Annotated in this window: 19 protein-coding genes and 1 pseudogene; all 20 read right to left on the minus strand. The window is 33.8% G+C overall.

Features of this window, described 5'->3' with window-relative positions; translation table 11 throughout:
- Positions 1 to 10 precede the first annotated feature (10 nt).
- The 20 genes and pseudogenes from ABH966_RS11045 to flgL all read right to left on the minus strand — a co-directional run bounded on the left by ABH966_RS11045 (position 11) and on the right by flgL (position 19,157).
- A complete protein-coding gene (locus ABH966_RS11045; protein WP_370078317.1) occupies positions 11 to 394 on the minus strand; it encodes a PilZ domain-containing protein in 384 nt (127 codons plus the stop codon).
- 211 nt (positions 395 to 605) lie between these two features.
- Complete coding sequence (gene fliS / locus ABH966_RS11050) at positions 606 to 1,016, minus strand: flagellar export chaperone FliS (RefSeq protein ID WP_370078319.1); 411 nt, start codon at positions 1,014 to 1,016, stop codon at positions 606 to 608.
- Between the two features lie 201 nt (positions 1,017 to 1,217).
- Positions 1,218 to 1,577, minus strand: a complete 360-nt coding sequence (gene fliT / locus ABH966_RS11055; RefSeq protein WP_370078321.1) for a flagellar protein FliT — start codon at positions 1,575 to 1,577, stop codon at positions 1,218 to 1,220.
- Positions 1,578 to 1,598: 21 nt separating this feature from the next.
- On the minus strand, positions 1,599 to 3,194 hold the full coding sequence (locus ABH966_RS11060) for a flagellar hook-associated protein 2 (protein ID WP_370078323.1): 1,596 nt from the start codon (positions 3,192 to 3,194) through the stop codon (positions 1,599 to 1,601).
- Between the two features lie 23 nt (positions 3,195 to 3,217).
- Complete coding sequence (locus ABH966_RS11065; protein WP_370078325.1) at positions 3,218 to 3,610, minus strand: flagellar protein FlaG; 393 nt, start codon at positions 3,608 to 3,610, stop codon at positions 3,218 to 3,220.
- Positions 3,611 to 4,589: 979 nt separating this feature from the next.
- Positions 4,590 to 5,273 (minus strand): acylneuraminate cytidylyltransferase family protein, encoded by a 684-nt coding sequence (locus tag ABH966_RS11070; protein ID WP_370078327.1) that lies wholly within the window; start codon positions 5,271 to 5,273, stop codon positions 4,590 to 4,592.
- Complete coding sequence (locus tag ABH966_RS11075; RefSeq protein WP_370078487.1) at positions 5,270 to 6,319, minus strand: nucleotidyltransferase family protein; 1,050 nt, start codon at positions 6,317 to 6,319, stop codon at positions 5,270 to 5,272. Before ABH966_RS11075 ends, ABH966_RS11070 begins: the two co-directional genes overlap by 4 nt.
- 44 nt (positions 6,320 to 6,363) lie before the next feature.
- Positions 6,364 to 7,029 carry a class I SAM-dependent methyltransferase gene (locus tag ABH966_RS11080; RefSeq protein WP_370078329.1) on the minus strand — a complete coding sequence of 222 codons (666 nt, stop codon included), beginning with the start codon at positions 7,027 to 7,029 and terminating at the stop codon, positions 6,364 to 6,366.
- A 13-nt stretch (positions 7,030 to 7,042) separates the two neighbouring features.
- Positions 7,043 to 8,032: a hypothetical protein gene (locus ABH966_RS11085; protein WP_370078331.1), complete on the minus strand. Its 990-nt coding sequence runs from the start codon at positions 8,030 to 8,032 to the stop codon at positions 7,043 to 7,045.
- Complete coding sequence (gene neuB, locus ABH966_RS11090) at positions 8,032 to 9,102, minus strand: N-acetylneuraminate synthase (RefSeq protein ID WP_370078333.1); 1,071 nt, start codon at positions 9,100 to 9,102, stop codon at positions 8,032 to 8,034. The genes ABH966_RS11085 and neuB overlap by 1 nt, the downstream gene beginning before the upstream one ends.
- On the minus strand, positions 9,102 to 10,259 hold the full coding sequence (gene neuC, locus ABH966_RS11095) for a UDP-N-acetylglucosamine 2-epimerase (protein ID WP_370078334.1): 1,158 nt from the start codon (positions 10,257 to 10,259) through the stop codon (positions 9,102 to 9,104). The genes neuB and neuC overlap by 1 nt, the downstream gene beginning before the upstream one ends.
- A gap of 50 nt (positions 10,260 to 10,309) precedes the next feature.
- A pseudogene (locus ABH966_RS11100) lies at positions 10,310 to 11,245 on the minus strand (IS30 family transposase).
- Positions 11,246 to 11,509: 264 nt separating this feature from the next.
- Positions 11,510 to 12,664 (minus strand): LegC family aminotransferase, encoded by a 1,155-nt coding sequence (locus ABH966_RS11105; RefSeq protein ID WP_370078336.1) that lies wholly within the window; start codon positions 12,662 to 12,664, stop codon positions 11,510 to 11,512.
- Positions 12,661 to 13,656: an NAD-dependent 4,6-dehydratase LegB gene (locus ABH966_RS11110; protein ID WP_370078338.1), complete on the minus strand. Its 996-nt coding sequence runs from the start codon at positions 13,654 to 13,656 to the stop codon at positions 12,661 to 12,663. The genes ABH966_RS11105 and ABH966_RS11110 overlap by 4 nt, the downstream gene beginning before the upstream one ends.
- A gap of 10 nt (positions 13,657 to 13,666) precedes the next feature.
- Positions 13,667 to 15,484, minus strand: coding sequence for a motility associated factor glycosyltransferase family protein (locus ABH966_RS11115; protein ID WP_370078340.1), 1,818 nt, complete (start codon positions 15,482 to 15,484; stop codon positions 13,667 to 13,669).
- Positions 15,485 to 15,661: 177 nt separating this feature from the next.
- The gene (locus ABH966_RS11120) at positions 15,662 to 16,696 is read right to left on the minus strand and encodes a flagellin N-terminal helical domain-containing protein (RefSeq protein WP_370078342.1); all 1,035 of its coding nucleotides are present in this window, start codon (positions 16,694 to 16,696) and stop codon (positions 15,662 to 15,664) included.
- A gap of 199 nt (positions 16,697 to 16,895) precedes the next feature.
- Positions 16,896 to 17,114, minus strand: coding sequence for a carbon storage regulator CsrA (gene csrA, locus ABH966_RS11125; protein ID WP_198696064.1), 219 nt, complete (start codon positions 17,112 to 17,114; stop codon positions 16,896 to 16,898).
- Complete coding sequence (gene fliW / locus ABH966_RS11130) at positions 17,114 to 17,557, minus strand: flagellar assembly protein FliW (protein ID WP_370078344.1); 444 nt, start codon at positions 17,555 to 17,557, stop codon at positions 17,114 to 17,116. The genes csrA and fliW overlap by 1 nt, the downstream gene beginning before the upstream one ends.
- Before the next feature lie 16 nt (positions 17,558 to 17,573).
- Positions 17,574 to 18,137: a DUF6470 family protein gene (locus ABH966_RS11135; RefSeq protein WP_370078346.1), complete on the minus strand. Its 564-nt coding sequence runs from the start codon at positions 18,135 to 18,137 to the stop codon at positions 17,574 to 17,576.
- 105 nt (positions 18,138 to 18,242) lie between these two features.
- Positions 18,243 to 19,157: a flagellar hook-associated protein FlgL gene (flgL, locus tag ABH966_RS11140; protein WP_370078347.1), complete on the minus strand. Its 915-nt coding sequence runs from the start codon at positions 19,155 to 19,157 to the stop codon at positions 18,243 to 18,245.
- Positions 19,158 to 19,171: the final 14 nt, after the last annotated feature.

Below are 19,171 nucleotides of genomic sequence, written 5' to 3' on the forward strand. Positions count from 1 at the left end.
AATACTTCCTTTATGAATTAATGCTATTTAGTTTTGCCTCATCAGCTTCTCTTCTTCGGCGTAGTTTCAACTCTTCGACAATCAAATCCTCAACCGCTTCTTGATTATTAAAATTCACACCATACTGCTTACCATTACCAAAAGGACGGCTCCAAATGACTTCACCATAAGCTCGTACCTCTCTTGTATCCAGAATAAAGCGTAAATCCAAAGGACGAGGATTGACACCTAAATCCACCTCAGTAAACATCTTTAACCCTCGTGGACTAATATCAAGCAAATCAGCCATTGCCGTTTGCGCTTGATCGACTCTACCTTCCTCATAAATGGCAAAAGTCATTTTAACAGGCTCCTCAAATTTAAATCGAAAGCCTTCTTGGCGCTTAAATATCATCTTCCCACCTCAATACTATTCTAAACATCTATGTAGCTTGATTATGACACGATGCATGTTTTACATCCAGAGGGAATAAGTAACATATTTTACCGGATAAAGACCTATTTTACGACTAATTAAATGTTTCCCTTTTGTACGATATAAAGTTCGTGTCTCGTATTTCTTGCAAAGAAAAGAGACCATCTTGAATCGATGGCCTCTATGTTGTCTAAATTTGTCCAGCGTTTCCCTGGCCGTATTGCTGCTGTCGATTGATGCGAATAACTTCCTTCCATGTATCACGGAATTCCGTCACTAATCCCTCAACTTCTTCAATGATAGCGACATCACTTTGAATATTTGCTTCGACTAAACGATGATTCATATATTCATAAAGTGCAAGCATATTTTTTGATATTTCGATATCCATATTCAATGTTGCCATCAGCTCGCTAATAATTGCTTGTGCTTTGATAAGATTTGTATTTTTTTCTTGAATATTCTTTTCTTGAATGGCTAGTTTCGCTTTGTGCAAGAACTTTAAACATCCATTATAAAGCATTAATGTCAGCTCACCAGGGGAAGCAGTGGTAACACTATTTTGTTTGTACGCGTTTTGTGCTGTTAGATTTGCTGCCAATAAAGGACAACTCCTTTGAAAGGTTACTTATTTACTAGTTTAAACCATCTTACGAAGAAAAGCTAATAGGTCAATTACGCCTCGACGGAATTGGGTCTGAATTTTGAATTATGTGGTCACAATTCAAAATTCATTACATCCGCCAGAGCTTTATCTTCCATTTAGCTATCGGCCTCTGCTACGCTAAATGGGGATAAAAAGTTAATTCTTTTTGTCATAATACATGCCATCCATTACACGAACATTCGAGTAGGGATCGAAGTATTGTCCTTCACTTTTCTTTGTTTTCTGTAGGTTTGCCATATCCTGCTTTACGGCGCTCATGACAGTAGCCAATCGTTCTTTTATCCCATTATCTAATTCAAGTAACGTTCGATGAATCCGATTCTGTTCGTCGAATTGAAAGCTATCTTGAACCAAATCTTCAATAATTTTTCCCCGCTTGTCTAACATATTGTTAATATTATCAATATATTCATCGCGCTCTTCACCTTTTGGAATGTCGCCCAAAAGTTTAAATAAGTTAGCTGACACCTGCAATAGTTGATCTATTTGTTGCATATCATTCTCCTACCTTACTAATTAGAAGCCTCCACCTGCACCTTGCATGAACATACTAGATTGCTGGTTCGCTTTATTGATCGCTTGCTCCATAGCTGTAAATTGTTTCCAGTAACGCTGTTCAATATTCTCTAATTTAACTTTCCAAGTGTTTATTCGACTATCAACATCTAATAAATTTTTACCAATTGAGTAGTTTTGTTCTGTCATAGTTGCTTTACCAGCTTTTTTCTCAATGTTAGTAGTAAATGTACTCATTGAAGAACGTAACTTTTGAACAACCCCTGGTTCTCCTGGATTATTTTCGGTAACTGTATTGGTAAATGTTTTTACAACAGCCTCTGGATCTTTAGCAATTGCAGCACGTAACTTCTCATCATCTATTTTTAATTTACCACCGTCAGTATAATCATTAGATGTTGTTATCCCCAACTCATACAATGTATCTAGCTCAGCGTTAGTACTACCACCTTTTTCGTACATATTGCTACGTAATGCAGAAAGACCACTTCGGATCATTGAATCACTTCGAAGAATACCACTTTTCGCCTTTTCTTCCCACTTTTCAATATCCGATTTTTCCATATCAGCTTTTTGTTCATCTGTTAATGGTGTAAAGTCTCTATATTTTTTTTCCTTTGTTACATTATTTAAAGATTCTACAAGACCATTATATGTGTCTACAAATTTTTTAATTTGATTAAACAAATGGTCTGAATCAGTTTTAGTTGTAATGCTAATTGGCTTAGTTCCCGTATATGTATCATTTAGAGTAACCGTAAAACCATTCAAATCGAATGTATTAGAAGATCGTTCAATGTCAATTCCATTAACAGTTAATTTTGCATTTTGTCCATCTGTATTTAAAGCATTCGCTGGATTTGATACTCCACCTGAATGAGACAAATCAGGATTTACCCCAAAACCAAGTTTTTGAAAAATACCAGCAGAATCTTTTGTAACATATAAGTTTACATCCTCAATAGTTTGAGTAGTTCCACCTTGTTCTAAATCTAACTTACCACCAGTACCTGTTGCATCAGTTGTAATCGATATTTGACCTGACCGCTCATCATAAAATGCTGAAAGTCCAGTCCCATTATTTAATTTAGATATCACACTATCAATTGAATCTGTTTGTTTAAATGATAAATTAACATCTTTAAAAGTACCGTCTTTTTGAAGAACTTTCATTTCAATAGTCTGATCACCAGTGACACCGATGTCTTCTAAAGTAGTGGACTTCGTGATAGCACCGCCACCTGATAATGTTGTACCAATGTTACCTACACGTCTTGTTGAAGTAGCTAGTTGTGAAACTGAAGAAATATCTAAGCTAGCACCATCTTTTGACGTTGTTGCTGTAGCAGAAATTGCATTATTACTACTTGTTGTAGTCTTTTTCCAAATATCTTTTTGTAAAAGCATTTCTTTTGATAAAAAATCATCAAACGCTTTGATTTGCTTATTGACATCTCGGTACGCGTCACGTTGCCATTCATAAGTCTGCTTTTTTTGATAAAGTTTATTTAATGGCGCCTTTTCTGCCTTCATCATTTTTTCTACAAGACTATCAATATCCATTCCTGACGCTAAACCACCAATTCGATTTACCATACGAAAAACCTCCAATGTATTATTTAAATTTTTTCGTCTACAATCATTCCTACTTGTTTCTGCATTTCATAAAAAGCATCTAATAATTCTTTAGGCGGAATTTCTTTAATCACTTCTTCTGTGTCCGAATCGACAAGTTGAATAAAATATTTGTCCAACCCCTCATGTAACACAAATTTTGACCGTCTATGATCCACCTCTAGAAATTCATTCACAGTGTTTACTGCTTGCTTTAGTTCATCAATTGGAAATTCAGATGTTTCAAGACCAAATTGCGCTTTATTTTTAGAAACCACTTTTTCTCCTATAATAGCAACTTGAGATTGGGTATCAGAATTCTTTTTTTCTGTTGTTGCTATGTTATTCCCAACGTTTTTCTGAACTGACATTTCTGTATTTTGTGAAGCAATACGCATAATAAACCCCTCCGTGAGATAAATTACTTTGTATTTATACTATCGGACTGTAAAATTATTTTTTCACAAAAAAAATAGAAAATAGCGGAAAAGGTCTGCAGTAGTTAAAGTAGAACCAACTGTATTACCAATTCTATGATGTTAGTTTGTTATTTCTTCAACTTTGGCATTGAGTGTAGTTTATATGTTGGCAGTAAATGCTATATTCAACAAAAATTCACAATAGACTGATTGCTTTAATTCGTACATTGTTTAATATTAAATGCCTTCTACTGGTTAACTCATTTCTTGTCTCAATAGTAAAACTCCTTCAAAGTAATGCTCGTTTTTCAACAATAGTTTTTTGGGTCTTTTTTTCAGGTAAATGTGTGTATCATCCTGGGAACATTAAGCCATTGATTGTTATAGCGATCCAATAGATCCACCATTTTCGACGTTGACAAATAGGTATAACTATAGATACCCCCATAAATCAAACATACTTTAAGTTTTCCACTAATTAATCTATTCAATTTCTGCTTTCACTTTGAATATTAGTAGAATGGCTCTATAATTATATTTTTCTTTACACCCAACAATCTATTATCTACTTTACTCATTTTGACAAAGTAAAAACGATAGCATAATACAAAATTACGCTATCGCTTTCTATGTTCCATATTAGCCAATGATTTTCACAAATTTCTGTAACCTATACAAACAAAGGTTTTAGTCTTACTTCAACAATTTTACCTACCTGCTCAAAATTCTCAGCAGACAGTGTACCATTTTTTAATAAATACCTTTTCGGCCTTACAATTTGATATAAGTGAATTTGTATGAATATCCCTTCCTCATTTTAACCTGTAAGCCATTCTCTAAGTACTAAAATCGTTGCATACTACCAAATTGTGTTTTATGCGAAATAGTATAGCATTAATACTGCTTTTTAATTTTCAATAAACATTGAATTAAACTTTATCATTTTTACTTCCTAAAGCTATTTAACTTTATTTTGAATCAAATAATCACATATCTCGAAATCAAGCAAAGTATCAATATCAAATGATTGTTCATTTGACATAACAAATCCTATCGTTTCTTCTGTTAAAAATGATTGTTCGTGTAAAAGCGCCTCTATCTCAGCAATATAAATTGCTCCGTTTAATGCATAAGCAACAGGTAAGTCTTGTCTTCTTGTTGCAATTTGTTCTTGCTTTATTAAAGGACGCATGCTTCCATCCTCTAAAGTATACATCCAATAGGGCGATTTATCTGGCTCAGTGACAGAAACACAAAATTTTGCTTTCTTTTGTAAAATGTATTCAATACAACCATCAATATCATCAACTGTACGTAGCGGAGAAGTTGGCTGTAATAATAAGACATAATCATAACCCGGGCACTGTTGAATAGCATGTAATACTGGAGCAATGCCTGGTGTATCATCACAAGCTAATTCTAATGGTCTAATAAATGGTACATCACAATCGTATTGCTTTGCCACTTTAATAATCTTCGAATCTTCAGAGGATACAATTAGACTTGTAATGTATTTAGACTTTTTTGCTTCTTCAATAGTCCATGCAATTAAAGGTTTACCTGCTAATTCACGTATGTTTTTCCGTGGTACACCTTTAGAACCTCCACGTGCTGGAATTATCGCTAATATTTTGTGCTTCATAATGAGAGCTCCTTAAACTCTTTATTTGCCCTATTAAAATCATCTACCTGCCCTATATCTAACCAATATTCATGAATAGGAAAAACAGATGTTTTCATTTTCTTTTCAATCAATTGTTCAAAAAGTGTAGGCATATCGTAATATTCATCCTGAGGTATAAAATCGAACACTTCTGGATTAAGTACGTAAATACCAGCATTAACGAAGCTACGATGTATTGGCTTTTCATTTATTGATAATAGATTTGTACCAGCTGTTTCAATAACGCCATAAGGAATCTGATATTCGTATTCTCTTACACACATTGTTGCAATTGATTGATGTTCTTTATGAAATTGCATAAGTTGATCAAAATTTATTTGTGTAAGTAGGTCTCCATTCATAACAAAAAACGGCTCAGCCGGTCGATTGTTTATTAATGAAAGTGCCCCGGCAGTCCCCATTCTCTTATCTTCTTCTATGTACTCAATTGTCACATCAAAAGCTTTACCATTTTGAAAATAGTCTTGAATAACTTCCTTTTTGTAATTTACAGAGAAAATAAAATTCGTGTAACCATTTTGCTTAAAACCTTCAATAATTGTTTCTAAAATTGGTTTATTCCCTACCCTCAGCATTGGTTTCGGTATTTCATTTGTTAGTGGACGGAGCCTAGTACCTAGTCCACCTAGCATTAAAACAACTTTATTTTGATGGTCCAACGACATATCAAGGTTATCCATAAATAAAATATCTATTATTTTATTTGATTGATCTACTATAGGTAATTGCTTAAGCATCTTGGTTTTCATTAATTGCTTATATTTATTAAGCTTTTGTCCAGTTTGCGCACTAATTGGATTAGGGTTCATAATTGAAGTGATCGGAACCTCAAGGCCTTCTCCACGCAAAATACCTCGTCGAATATCACCATCAGTTACGGTACCAAGTAATCTCTGTTTTTCATCTACAACAACTGCAAACTTAAAAGAAGATTCGTTAATGATTTTCATTGTATGAAATAAAGAAATTGTAGGATAAACTAATATTTCTTCCCATCTGTTAATAGAATTCACCTTCTTTTTCAATAAAACAATAAAAATATTAGAGACTATTTCTTACTAGCCACAACAACCCATTCCTTTATTTCATGCTCTCCATTTTGATAACTTCTTGTTATATATTCAAACTCTTCAATTTGAAAATTATTTAATAAATCTAATACATCTTCTTTAGTACTAAATCTACAGTATCCTGTCCCTTTTAAAGGACCTTCAGATACAATCCATGAGTTATACCCAACTTTTTCTCCTGTTCCTTCACCCCAGCTACCATTCGCAAAAGTTTTGGTGAAAATCTTACCATTTGATTTTAAAACTCTATAAATCTCCGAAAATATCTTATTAGATTCTTCAAATGAGTTAATACATATAGATTCATTATCAATAACTGCATCAAAGAAGTCATTTTCATATGGAATAACTGTAAAGTCCCCCTGTATAATTTCTCCATTCCATCCTTGAACTTCTTTATCTAATCTTTCATTTGCTCTTTTAACTGCAGTAGGGGAACCGTCTATACCATATACCGAAAAACCTTCACGTGCAATGTACCACACATTTGCACCAGGACCACTTCCTACCTCAAGTATTCTGATACTTTTTCTATCTTCTACTTTATAAAAATTTCTCGCAATAAATCTAACCAAATCTTCTGCTGGGTATTTTCCCCATTCATTATTTCTAAAAATTTCTTCCCAAATTTGTTCCCAAGCCAATATACTCACTCACCTATCTATAAAATATTATTCTATGATTATTTTCATCTATATTATGTGTTAGTTTCAATTTATTATATATATTATTATTATGCACATAATATCCAATACAATAATCTAGTTCTATATCAGAAAAACCTTGTTTAAAACGATATAATGAATTTTCTGTTTCCGTATCATAACCACCACCAAGATATAGATATTTCAATTTATTCATTTTTGCATATATAGCATAATCATGAATTAAAAGTGACGTTACAGAAAATTTCCTTCCCATTTCATTTGTTGCAGATAAATGATAATCGCTAATATATCCATTTTGTAAAAAAATAATACCTCCTAATATATGACCTTCTCTATCTACAGCAGAAACTAATTGTACAAACTCTTCCTTAATTAAGGTTGTTATATACTGTTCTGAGAGAAAATGTTCTGCATCTGCTTTTTTGCTACGCATTAAATTATGATAAATGCTAGTAAACGCCTTTATATACCGTTCCTCTTTAGAAAATACGGTTGAAATTTTTTCTCTTTTAGCCTTACTTATATTGCCTCGAATCCTACTTTTATATGATAAAGTCAATTCCTGGTGCTCTAAATCTATAGCTATTGTTTTTCTATTAAAAAGTTTTTCACCATAATAATCTTTGCTTTTTAATAATGGATGAAATTTCATAAATTCAATTATATAATTTTGTTCACTTGCCCATTTTAAATAGTAATTAAAAGCCCTTTCTTGAAAGTTTTTTTCACCAACAATTAATGGACCACCATAACCATTTGGTGCTTGGATATCTCGATATACCATCCCATTAATGTCCACACTATTTTCTACAAAAGCGTGATAAAAAACTTGATTTTCCTCTTCAAATATAAAAAATCTAGGTTTGGAATTGACATCGTTTAGTCTTTCATTATTAATATATTTAGGATGATAGTAAATTGAAACATCAGGAAAATATTTATTAAATATATTACTTGCATAATTTAAATCTACTATCATTATTTTATTTCCTCATCTTGACTATAATCAACTTCAGCCTCTTTACCTAGTAAATCCCAATATTTCATTGGACTTATACCTGTTCCAGGTCTTTTAATTATTAAGTTTTCCTCGGAGTAATGTTCACCACTCTTTATTGCTTTTTTAGCAACAATGCTTTTTCTTGCTACTTGAATATTTTTTATTTCAGAAGGACTCGGAATTTTTATAGAATTACCTAATGCCAATTCTACTTCTCTTATCCCTTTTACCATAAGGTTTAATTCTTCTGGTGACAATGATGCCTTATGATCTGGTCCCTCTGCATTTTTATCATAAGTAATATGTTTTTCGATTACTTTGGCACCTAATGCAGCTGCAGCAATAGGAATAGATATTCCATTAGTATGATCTGAGTACCCAACACCTAAATCAAATGCCATTTTTAAAGAATTAATCGCTAAAAGGTTTATTTCATTTACTGGTGCAGGATATTCAGTAGTACAGTGTAGTAATATTACATGTTTTTTCAATAGTGCTTGTCCTTCTGGAGAATAATAAGCACTTTTAAAAGCTGTTCTTGATGGTTGAACTTGAGTATTGAGTAAACCGAAAGCCATTACTCCCAACATTTCTTCAATTTCCCCAATGTTGGACATTCCTGTAGAAATTATATATTTCTTTCTTTTCTTAGCTAAATGTAATAAGAAAGGTCCATTGGTAATTTCGCCTGATGGTATCTTTACAGTTTCCATACCTAATTCATCTATTAAAAAATCTGCACTTTCATTATCAAATGGTGTAGATAAAAATTCTATCTCACATAAGTCACAATACTTCTTTAATTCATAAAATTGATGAAATGATAACTCAAGTTTTTTTACCATATCAAATTGCGATTCATTATTCCCCGTGTTTTCGATTTGGTATTTTGCCTTAACAGCATATTTACTAACAACTAATTCTGTTTTAAACGTTTGAAATTTTACAGCATTTACGTTGGACTGTTTAGCTATGTCAATTAGCTTTTTAGCTAAATTTATATCACCATTATGGTTAACTCCTGCCTCCGCTATTATATATGTACCCACTAACTATCTATCCCTTCTATATCAAAGAATCTCTTAGTTTTTTTCCATTCTACATTATTTAAAATATCTATAATCTTATAGGCCGTTTCCCCTTCTCCATAAGGGTTCTCAGTAGCAATATTCTTATTAAGTGCTTTGATAATAGCATTTTTTATTTGATTTTTTTCAAAATCTACATCAATAACTGATGAGGCTTTCAATCTTCCTAATTGCCTATTTCCTATATTTATTGTTGCTTTATTAAATGATGGAACTTCATACAAGCCACTTGAGGAATTCCCCACCACTGCGTCAATATAATGTAAACAACTTAAATATTTTATTTTTCCTAAGGAATCATAAATCTTAGCATTTTTATTATCTTTACAATAATTCTCAAACAGATAATTGATCTCCCTTCCACCATTATCTGCATTTGCCTTAGTGAAAATAAAACCAATATCAAATAATATTTTGATTTCGTCTAAAGCTTCTAATAAAATCTGCGCATATTTTTTGGTATATGAAGTTTCTACTGTTACAGGGTGCAATGTAATCAATATATTTTTTTTAAGAAAATTGAAATTCATCAGCTTACTTAGTTCTTTTAATGATAATAATTCTGTATTTTTAATATTATCTATCCCTAAACTTCCTACATTAAAGACAGTCTGTGGATCTTCCCCTAATTGAATTAATCTCTTCTTTGCAATTTCATTTGTAACAAAATGAAGATTTGACATTTTAGAGATACTATGTCTAATGGCATCATCATAAGCTCCCTCTGTTACATCCCCACCTGCTATATGAGCAATAGGAATTTGTAAGATAAGAGCAACCTGAGCAACAGCTAACATCTCAAATCTATCTCCTAAGATAATAATTAAATCTGGTCTTAATTTATCTAAAGCCTCAGCAAAACCAATGCTAGTTAGCCCCATTGATTTTGCTACACCAACTGCTGAATCAGAAGATAATAAGGCTTCAACTTTATCATTTATTTTATAACCATCATTTTCAATTTCCCTATAGGTAAAACCAAATTCCGGTGATAAATGCATACCCGTAACAATCATTTGTAATAAAAATGTTTCACTTTTCGAAATTTCTTTAAGTAAACCACTTAATAGTCCATACTCGGCTCTAGTTGCAGTCACTACACATATTTTTTTTTTCATTTTTACTCCCTATCAAAAACAGATATGATTTTTTATTATCTGATGATTTGTCAAATTAAGTGCAACAGTTGCTCATCAAATGCCTCGTTTGCAGTTTTCCAACCAAGACATTTTCTTGGTCGGTTGTTGATATAGTTTAATGCTTCTGTTAGTTCTTTTGGTGATACTTCATCGAAATTTGTTTGCTTAGGGAAGAATTCGCGAAGTAATCCATTTCCATTTTCGTTACTTCCGCGTTGCCAAGAAGAATAGGCGTCCGCAAAATAAACATCAATTTTCAAGTCTTTTTCTAACATTTTATAGCAGCTAAATTCTTTACCTCTGTCTGTTGTGGCTGTTTTTATAGTGCCTTTTGGTAATTTAGTATGCAGAAGACGTACTGCTCTTTCCATTGATTGAGCTGAGCGATCTGGTATCAAAAAGCCAACATACCACCGTGTCATTCGCTCAATAAATGTTGCTACACAACCTTTTGCTTTCCCACGTCCAGATACAACTGTATCTAACTCCCAATGTCCAAAGGTTTCACGTTTACGTACTTCTTTTGGGCGTTTAGAAATTGGTGTGCCAATGTTAAATCTTCCCCTTGTTTCGCGGGGCTTTTGACGCTTTCCTTTTTGACGGAGAACGGTTATAGGCACTTCTAAAAGATCATCCTAAATCCAGCGATAGATGGTTTTAAAACTCAGCTGTCCTTGATACAAGCGGCCGACAATTTGTTCAGGCGACCAAGTATCCCGCAACTTTTCTTGAACAGCTTCTTTTACTTCTGGCGTACATTTTGACTTGGCACCACAGTTGGATTTATTTTGGTGGTAACGTACTTGCGCTTCGTCAGCCGTACTACCGGCGTGGCGTTTTATTTCTCTGGAAATCGTAGAAGGTTGGCGATTTAAGAGTTTTGCTATTTTACGAATTGAATAATCCAGTTCCAGGTATGTTTCTATTTTTACACGTTCTGATATGGTAAGATGGGTATAGCTCATAACGATTCCTCCGTTTGAATGTTGGTGTGGTAACTACATTCTACACGAGGTCGTTATGGGCTTCCTTTATATTGACTTCTGGGTGTTGCACTTAATATTACAATCCGTCCTCTAAAAAACTTATTAAACTTTAGTGTAAGCATCCACTGTTGATTGATTCATAAAAAATGTTTCCTCACTTGCTTTACCGCTGTTATACTAGCTATCTCCGCCCACAATTGCTACACTTCTCAAAGTAATACTCTTCTAAATTAGATTAACATTTTAAAAAAATTTAGTTGGTGTGCTCGGAATGTTCACTACCCGACTATTACATTTTTCTGTTTGTGCTAAATCCATTCTTGGACATTTTTCGAACATTTGTAGGAAATGCATTGGTTGCCATATAGGACGGCTCATAATACCGTTATTATTCATAAATGCAAGAATCTCATCTCTATCATACCCCTCATCTAAAATAAGGGTTTGAATCCAGTAATTGCTAGTGCATTTTGTTGGCTCTTTAAATAAACGTACACCTTTCATATTTAATAATAGCTCTTCATACTTCTCCGTCAATTTACGTTTTTGTTCGATAAATTCCGGCATTTTTTCTAATTGTGCACAACCAAGAGCAGCATTAATGTTCGGCATACGATAGTTATAACCAATCTCATCATGCACATATTCCCATTTATGAGGGACCTTTGCAGTTGTAGTAATATGTTTAGCATAATCAGCTAACATTTCATCATTTGTTAGAATTGCTCCACCACCACCAGTTGTAATTATTTTGTTACCATTAAAACTTATTGCATTAACCTTTCCGAAGCTACCTGTATGTTTTCCTTTATAGTAACTTCCCAAAGACTCAGCTGCATCTTCAACTAACACGAGATTATATTTCTCACAAAGTGCAACTAATTTATCTATGGAGCACGGGTGCCCGAAAGTATGCATTGGTACTAATGCTTTAATACGGCAATTTGTTTGTTTATTAAAAAGTTCACCATCCCTAAACTCAGCAATGTGCTCTAAATATTTATCTAATTTAATGGGATCGACACCTAATGTTTCCTCATTAACATCAACAAAGTGCGGAGTTGCTTGAAGATAACAAGCAGCATTGGCTGTTGCTACAAAAGTTAACGAGGGCATAAGTACTTCATCCTCAGCCTTAATACCAGCAACCTTTAATGCAATATGCAATGCAGCAGTGCCGTTGACTACTGCAACAGCTCGCTTTACTCCAACAAATTTTGCTAACTCTTCCTCGAAACGAGTCACATATGTACCTACAGAAGAAACCCAGCCTGATTTTACACAATCCGTTACGTATTCAATTTCTTTTTCATTAAATGTTGGTTCATGTAAAGGAACAAATTCTTTACCATACATCATCTTTACATCATTGACAAATTGTACCCATTGTTCATTCATATATTATAAACATCTGCCTTATACTGAGATAAATTTCTTGGATCTGTAAACCACTGGATAGTTTCTTCAAGACCTCGTCTGAACCCTTCTTTTCCACCATATTGTGGTGACCAACCTAATAGTTCCCTCGCTTTTTTATTTTCTGCCCAAAGACGCTCTACTTCACTTTTTTCTGGTCGAAGTCGCTGTTCATCTGTTTCAATTGTTAAATTGACACCCAAAATATTTGCAATCATTTGTGCTGTTTCACCAATTGAAATCTCATAGTTTGAACCAATGTTTATCACCTCACCAATTGAATTAGGTGATTTCATCACAGAAATAAAACCTTCTACTGTATCTTTTACATAGTTAAAGTCCCGCGTTGGGCTAACCGCGCCTAACTTGATTGTTGTTTTTCCACTCGCAAGCTGGCTTATAATCGTCGGAATTACCGCACGTGCTGATTGACGTGGTCCATATGTATTAAATGGACGAATAATCGATACAGGTGTGCCAAATGAACGATAGAATGATAACGCCATCTGATCAGCCCCTATTTTAGATGCTGAATACGGTGATTGTCCTTGTAATGGATGGTTCTCGTCAATAGGGACGTATAAAGCAGTTCCATAAACTTCACTTGTAGAAGTGTGTACAACCTTTTCTATCCCTAGTTCTTTTGCAGCTTGTACAACATTTAAAGCCCCAGTCACATTGGTATCAACATATGTCGCTGGTGAATGGTATGAATACGGAATCGCAATCAGTGCAGCTAAATTCAACACATGTGTACAACCTTTCATTGCTTCTTTAACTCCATACGGATCACGTATATCCCCAGAAAAGACATCTACGTGTGATTTAATTTCTTTAGGGGATTGATCTAACCATCCCCAAGAATTAAACGAATTATAGTTTACAAACGCTCTTACGTTATAACCTTTTCTAACTAATTCCTCTGTTAAGTGAGAACCTATGAAGCCATCTGCCCCTGTTACTAATACTTTCATATGACTAACCCTATCCTTCTACTATGGATTTCTCTAAACTTCCCTTCAGATAATCTACAACCTCTGATATTGTTCCTGCTATAGGTTCTAATACTTTTAACTGATATTTACGCTTTAACAATAAATTCTCTACAGTAAAGGAATCTGAAATACTATTTTTATTCCACATATACTGAATAATAACTGATTGTAAATTATGAGTTAATAATGGATGGAGCATTAATCGTTCAACTAATGCATCTGTTACAGATAGAGACTGTAATAATTGTTGCTTCTTTGTTTGAATGGAATCTTCATTAATTTCTAATTTTCTCAATAAATAAATCATTTGAGTACACTGCAAATTAAAGCTTTCAAACGCTTCTATTTCTTTTTCGAATGATTTTTTTACATTCTCTACATCAATTTTATACTTATCTGAAGCCACTACTAGATCGTAAACAGATGGAATTTCTTGCTTACAATAAACATCTATCATTTCTTTTAGCGATAATTGACGTGTATGTTTAATTTTAGCACCACCTTCGGTTGCATTTATTACATCTAAATTAAGCATTAGTATTTTATTTTCATACCAATTTCGGAACATAGTCCATATCTTCGTCGTACGAACAGGCGTACCATAGTAACCTTCTACAATTTCATCATCTTTAGTATTCATTACTCTTTTAGTTACATCATCATACAGTGTTCCCGATGCATGCGTCACACTTTCACCATATGCTAAATCTTGGCCAATTAACGTAATGGGTGAGCATCCAAGTAAATGAGCTACACCAAATGCAACATGAGCACAGGACATCCCCATCAGCATTCCCACATCTCCATCGATTTCAAGTTTATTTTGAAGCCACTGATACTCTTTTACCTCTGTTCTAAAAGGCAATAAAAATTCGCCTTTAAATGTTTCAAATACTTGTGTATCCAATAATAACGGTCCAACTAACGTAACTGTTTTCGGGAAATTCTTATCCTTATAAAAATATTCATAAGTTAAATGGTCCCTTTCTACAGAGCATACAAAATCCGGGATTATACCTTCACTTAAAAGTCTAGAAATAATAGTATCTACTGCTATTATTACAGACTTTCCTTGAGCAGATTTTAGATGTTGTATATTATTATTTAATGAAGGACCTGCTGCTACAACAATTGCTGGATAGCCTTTTAGTTTATCCTTTACACCTAATGGATTTCTTGAGTTAGGAATAAACTTAAGATTATCTAGATTTTGTTTTAAGCCGATTAAACTATCTTTAACATCATTACCATATGATAACACCATACTACGTATTATTTCTTTAATATCTTTCACACAGTTTTTTGCTTTTTGAATTTCAAAATGTCGATAAAAATAGGTTAGATATACCTCACTGTTTTTTAATAGACACAGCATTTTGAAATCAGAAAAAATTATTCTTAAAAATTCATTAATCATAGTTATATCATCATCTGCAAATAGAAAAATTTTCTCATCTTTAAAAATTGATAAATCTTTAAAATTCAAATTATAATTAAAAATAGAAAGACTTGGCTCTATAACAATAATATATGTATCTTCATGTTTTTTTCTGTATAGCTCTTCAATTTCTTTTAAAGAATTCATACCAATAATAAAAATAATTTGTCTTAATTCTTTATTTATTTGAAAATTATCATCATAAACATCTTTTACTTCATAAATTTTCCCTGTATTGTTTTCAAAATACTCCACATTTAATTCTATATCTGTCATCAAATAATGAATAGGTTGTGTAATATTTTCTTTATTCCCAATCCAATGTTTATTGTTTTTAATAAGAATATCTATATTCTGATCTATTAGCATATATTGACCAACTTTCTAATTAAAATTTTTATCATTCTTTTTATATTATATCGACAATCAAGATAATACTTTTATGTATATGGCTACTTTCTTTTAAATACAGCTTCATATTTTTCTAATTGTAAAAATAGAAAAAACCAATCCCATATTCCAGGATTGGCTTTTCCATTATTTCAATTATTGTAATAATTGAAGAACACCTTGTGGTTGTTGGTTAGCTTGAGCAAGCATAGATTGTGCAGCTTGCATTAAGATATTGTTCTTAGTGAACGACATCATTTCAGCAGCCATATCTGTATCGCGGATACGTGATTCAGCAGCTGTTAAGTTTTCAGAAGTTGCACCTAAGTTATTAATTGTGTGTTCTAAACGGTTTTGAACAGCACCTAGGTTAGAACGTGTATCAGAAACTGTTTTAATTGCTGCATCTAATGTAGTAATTGCTTTGTCAGCTGAAGTTTGAGATGAGATATCCAATCCACCAACTGTAACTGCTTGACCGCTAGCAGCTGATTTAACTAAAGCACTTGTTGTGTCACTGTAGAAACCATCAGCTGAAGCTTTCACTTCATCAATAGCTGCTGCTACTGATGTTGCTGCTACTGCTGATACAATAGTTGCACCTGCTGAGAACCATGTAGCACCAGTTGAACCAGCACCAGCTGTTGCACCAGCACCTGCTGTTACTACTTGTGCACCTTCTTCAAGACCTAATGCTTTAGAAGAAGTGTCTGCGATAGATAATTTAATGCTTTGACCTTCATTAGCACCGATGTGGAATACTTTATCTTTGAAATCAGAGTTTAATAATTTTTGAGTATTGAACTCTGTGTCTGTAGAAATACGAGTAATTTCTTCACGTAATTGTTCTACTTCTTTTTGAAGTGCGTCACGGTCAGCGTTAACGTTAGTATCGTTCGCAGATTGTACTGATAATTCACGCATACGTTGTAGGATAGCGTGTGTTTCGTTAAGAGCACCCTCAGCAGTTTGGATTAAAGAGATTGAATCTTGAGCGTTTTTAGTTGCCATGTCAAGACCACGGATTTGTCCACGCATTTTTTCAGAGATTGCTAAACCAGCAGCATCGTCACCAGCGCGGTTGATTTTGTAACCAGAAGATAATTTCTCAAGGTTTTTAGAAGCTTGAGCGTTGTTGAAGCCTAAGTTACGGTGTGTGTTTAAAGCTGAAATGTTGTGTTGAATTCTCATTTGGAATTCCTCCTTGAATGTTTGTTTTGTTATTCCACATCCGTGTGGAATTTCGGATTAGGTAGTATTTATGTACTTCCTGCCCCTCACAATCTATATATCGTAATTAGTTGGAAATGTTTAATAGTTTTTTTAAAGTTTTTTTATTTTTTTATGTAATAAATTACTAGTTTGCAATTATAACTACGGCACATATACTTTATTTCTTCTTTAACTGTTCTAAGAAGCTTGATGATGCTGATAAAGCTTCCTTATTCTGTGCTTGGATAGCTTCAAAAACTTCGGAACGGTGTACTTTAACTGTTTTTGGCGCGACAATGCCGATTTTAATTTGCTCACCTTCGACAGCTAGTATTTTAATTTCGATTTGATCGCCAATCATGATAGATTCATCTTTTTTTCGAGAAAGGACTAGCATTATTTCGCACTTCCTTCCAATGTTTGCATTGGATAACGTAATGGATAAGATTTATTATCTTGAAGAACAATTTGTTTACCGCATTTTTTATCCATGTTAATGATTAAAGGCGCAAGCAAGTTCATAGTGGATTCTTGGAATGTTTCCTTCATTGTTACAATAGCGTATGTAAGTACGTCCTCTTCCTTTCCAATTTTTAGCTGCTCACGATCATCTTCACTTATATCAAAGCTGTAATCTTTTTTGAAGGCGAACGGATAGGCAACTACAAAACCAATTTCCACATTATCAACAGATTGCAGCATCGCTAAAGGAAGATCTGCATCTATAGGTAATAATACAAAATTTTTTTCATTCTCTAATCCAAGTAATCCATGCTCAAACGTTAATATATCCTGTTCCCCAAGTTCGACTTCACCTAAAAATTTTGTAGCAATTTTCATTATTTCATACGCTCCTTTAAATGATGACATCGATGTTAACATCTGGTCTTTGTACCATTGTACCAGTTACTTTACCTGGCGTGTATTCGTGAATTGGTTTGTTCACCTTTGCGTCAATAATTGGTTCTCTACGCTGGATATTAACGTCCGTTGCCCCAGGCGTATAGTCGATTTTGACTGATCCTACAGATGGTACAAACTTAATATTAAATTGCACTTGGTGAGGACCATGGTTTTGTTTTGCAATACCCTGAATTGTCGCACGCCCATGTCCTTTACCAGCATTATCCATCATTTGACGCCCTTCTCTTGCTCTTCGCGCCATCCCCTTAAGAACCTCTTGTTTTCCTTGTTCTGCGTAGTTTGCGCTTGATTCAAAGGGGCCGATTAATCCTAAATCGCGTCTAGCCTGTGAAGAATCGATTTTTAGTACACTGCGAGTTGTATTTATTTCGAGAATGGCTGCGGGTTGTTTAATACGCTGTGTTGCGTTTGGTTGTTTAATATACTGTTGTGACTTTGATATATTAAGGTCTATTTTCGCATCTGTTGTATGAATTTGAATTTGTGGGAGTCTCATCTACATCTCTCCTTTCAAGAAAAACGTCTGAACAAAATGTCCAAACGCTTCTTTTAATCTTATTCGTTAAGATCTCTCAAATCTGAATCAAATTGAAAGACTATTTTATCTAATAAAATCTACTAATGTTTGTTGAATAATCTGTGCACCTACAGATAATGCTGCTTGATGAATGGAATTTTGAGTGATCATTTCTGTAATTGCTTTTGCGTAATCAACATCTTCATTATCGGACATTTGCTTTGTTACACTTACTTCTCGGATAGCAAGACGATTCTCCATTAACTCTACACGATTTTGACGTGCCCCGACATCAGCCTGAGCCTCGAGAATTTTATTATGGATTGCAGTAATATCATCTCCAGTGCTTTGTTCAGCTACTCCTCCAAGCGCATTACCGATTTCTTCACCAGTAGCTGGACCACCAGGACGTTCAGGATCTAAAAGATCTGAAATTTCCCCCATCATATCATCAATATTTTGAAATAGTTCAGCTCCAGGAGTATTCACGTTCATCTGAATGCCATCATAAACTTCAATCTTTACGTCTTCAGAATTTAAATTTGTATTAAGTGCGCCATTTTCAAAAAGCGGCTGACCTGTTTTCGTACCACTAAAAATATAACGATCAGCAATCTTTGTGTTTCCTACATCTTGAATTTGCTGACGAATTTGATCGATTTCAGCTTTAATTTTCGCACGTTCATCCGGTGTGTTCGTATCGTTGGCCGCTTGAATCACTAGCTCACGCACACGCTTCATCTGCTCACCAACTTGGTTGAGCGATTCGTCTGTTGTATCTAACCAGTTATTAACCTCATTCATATTACGTGTATATTGTTCTACTTGACCTAAATCACGGCGATAGCCCATTCCTTTTACTGCAATAACTGGGTCATCGGAAGGACGAGTTATCTTTGTACCTGAAGTGATTTGGTCTTGTAGCTTAGACATTTTACCGTAGCTGTTATTTAAGTTTAAAAGCATGTTATTCGATAACATGGATTGCGTTACGCGCATTTTTTTAAAGCCCC

The organism is Lysinibacillus sp. RC46 (assembly GCF_041262385.1).
In the GTDB taxonomy this organism is placed as follows: Bacteria; Bacillota; Bacilli; order Bacillales_A; family Planococcaceae; genus Lysinibacillus.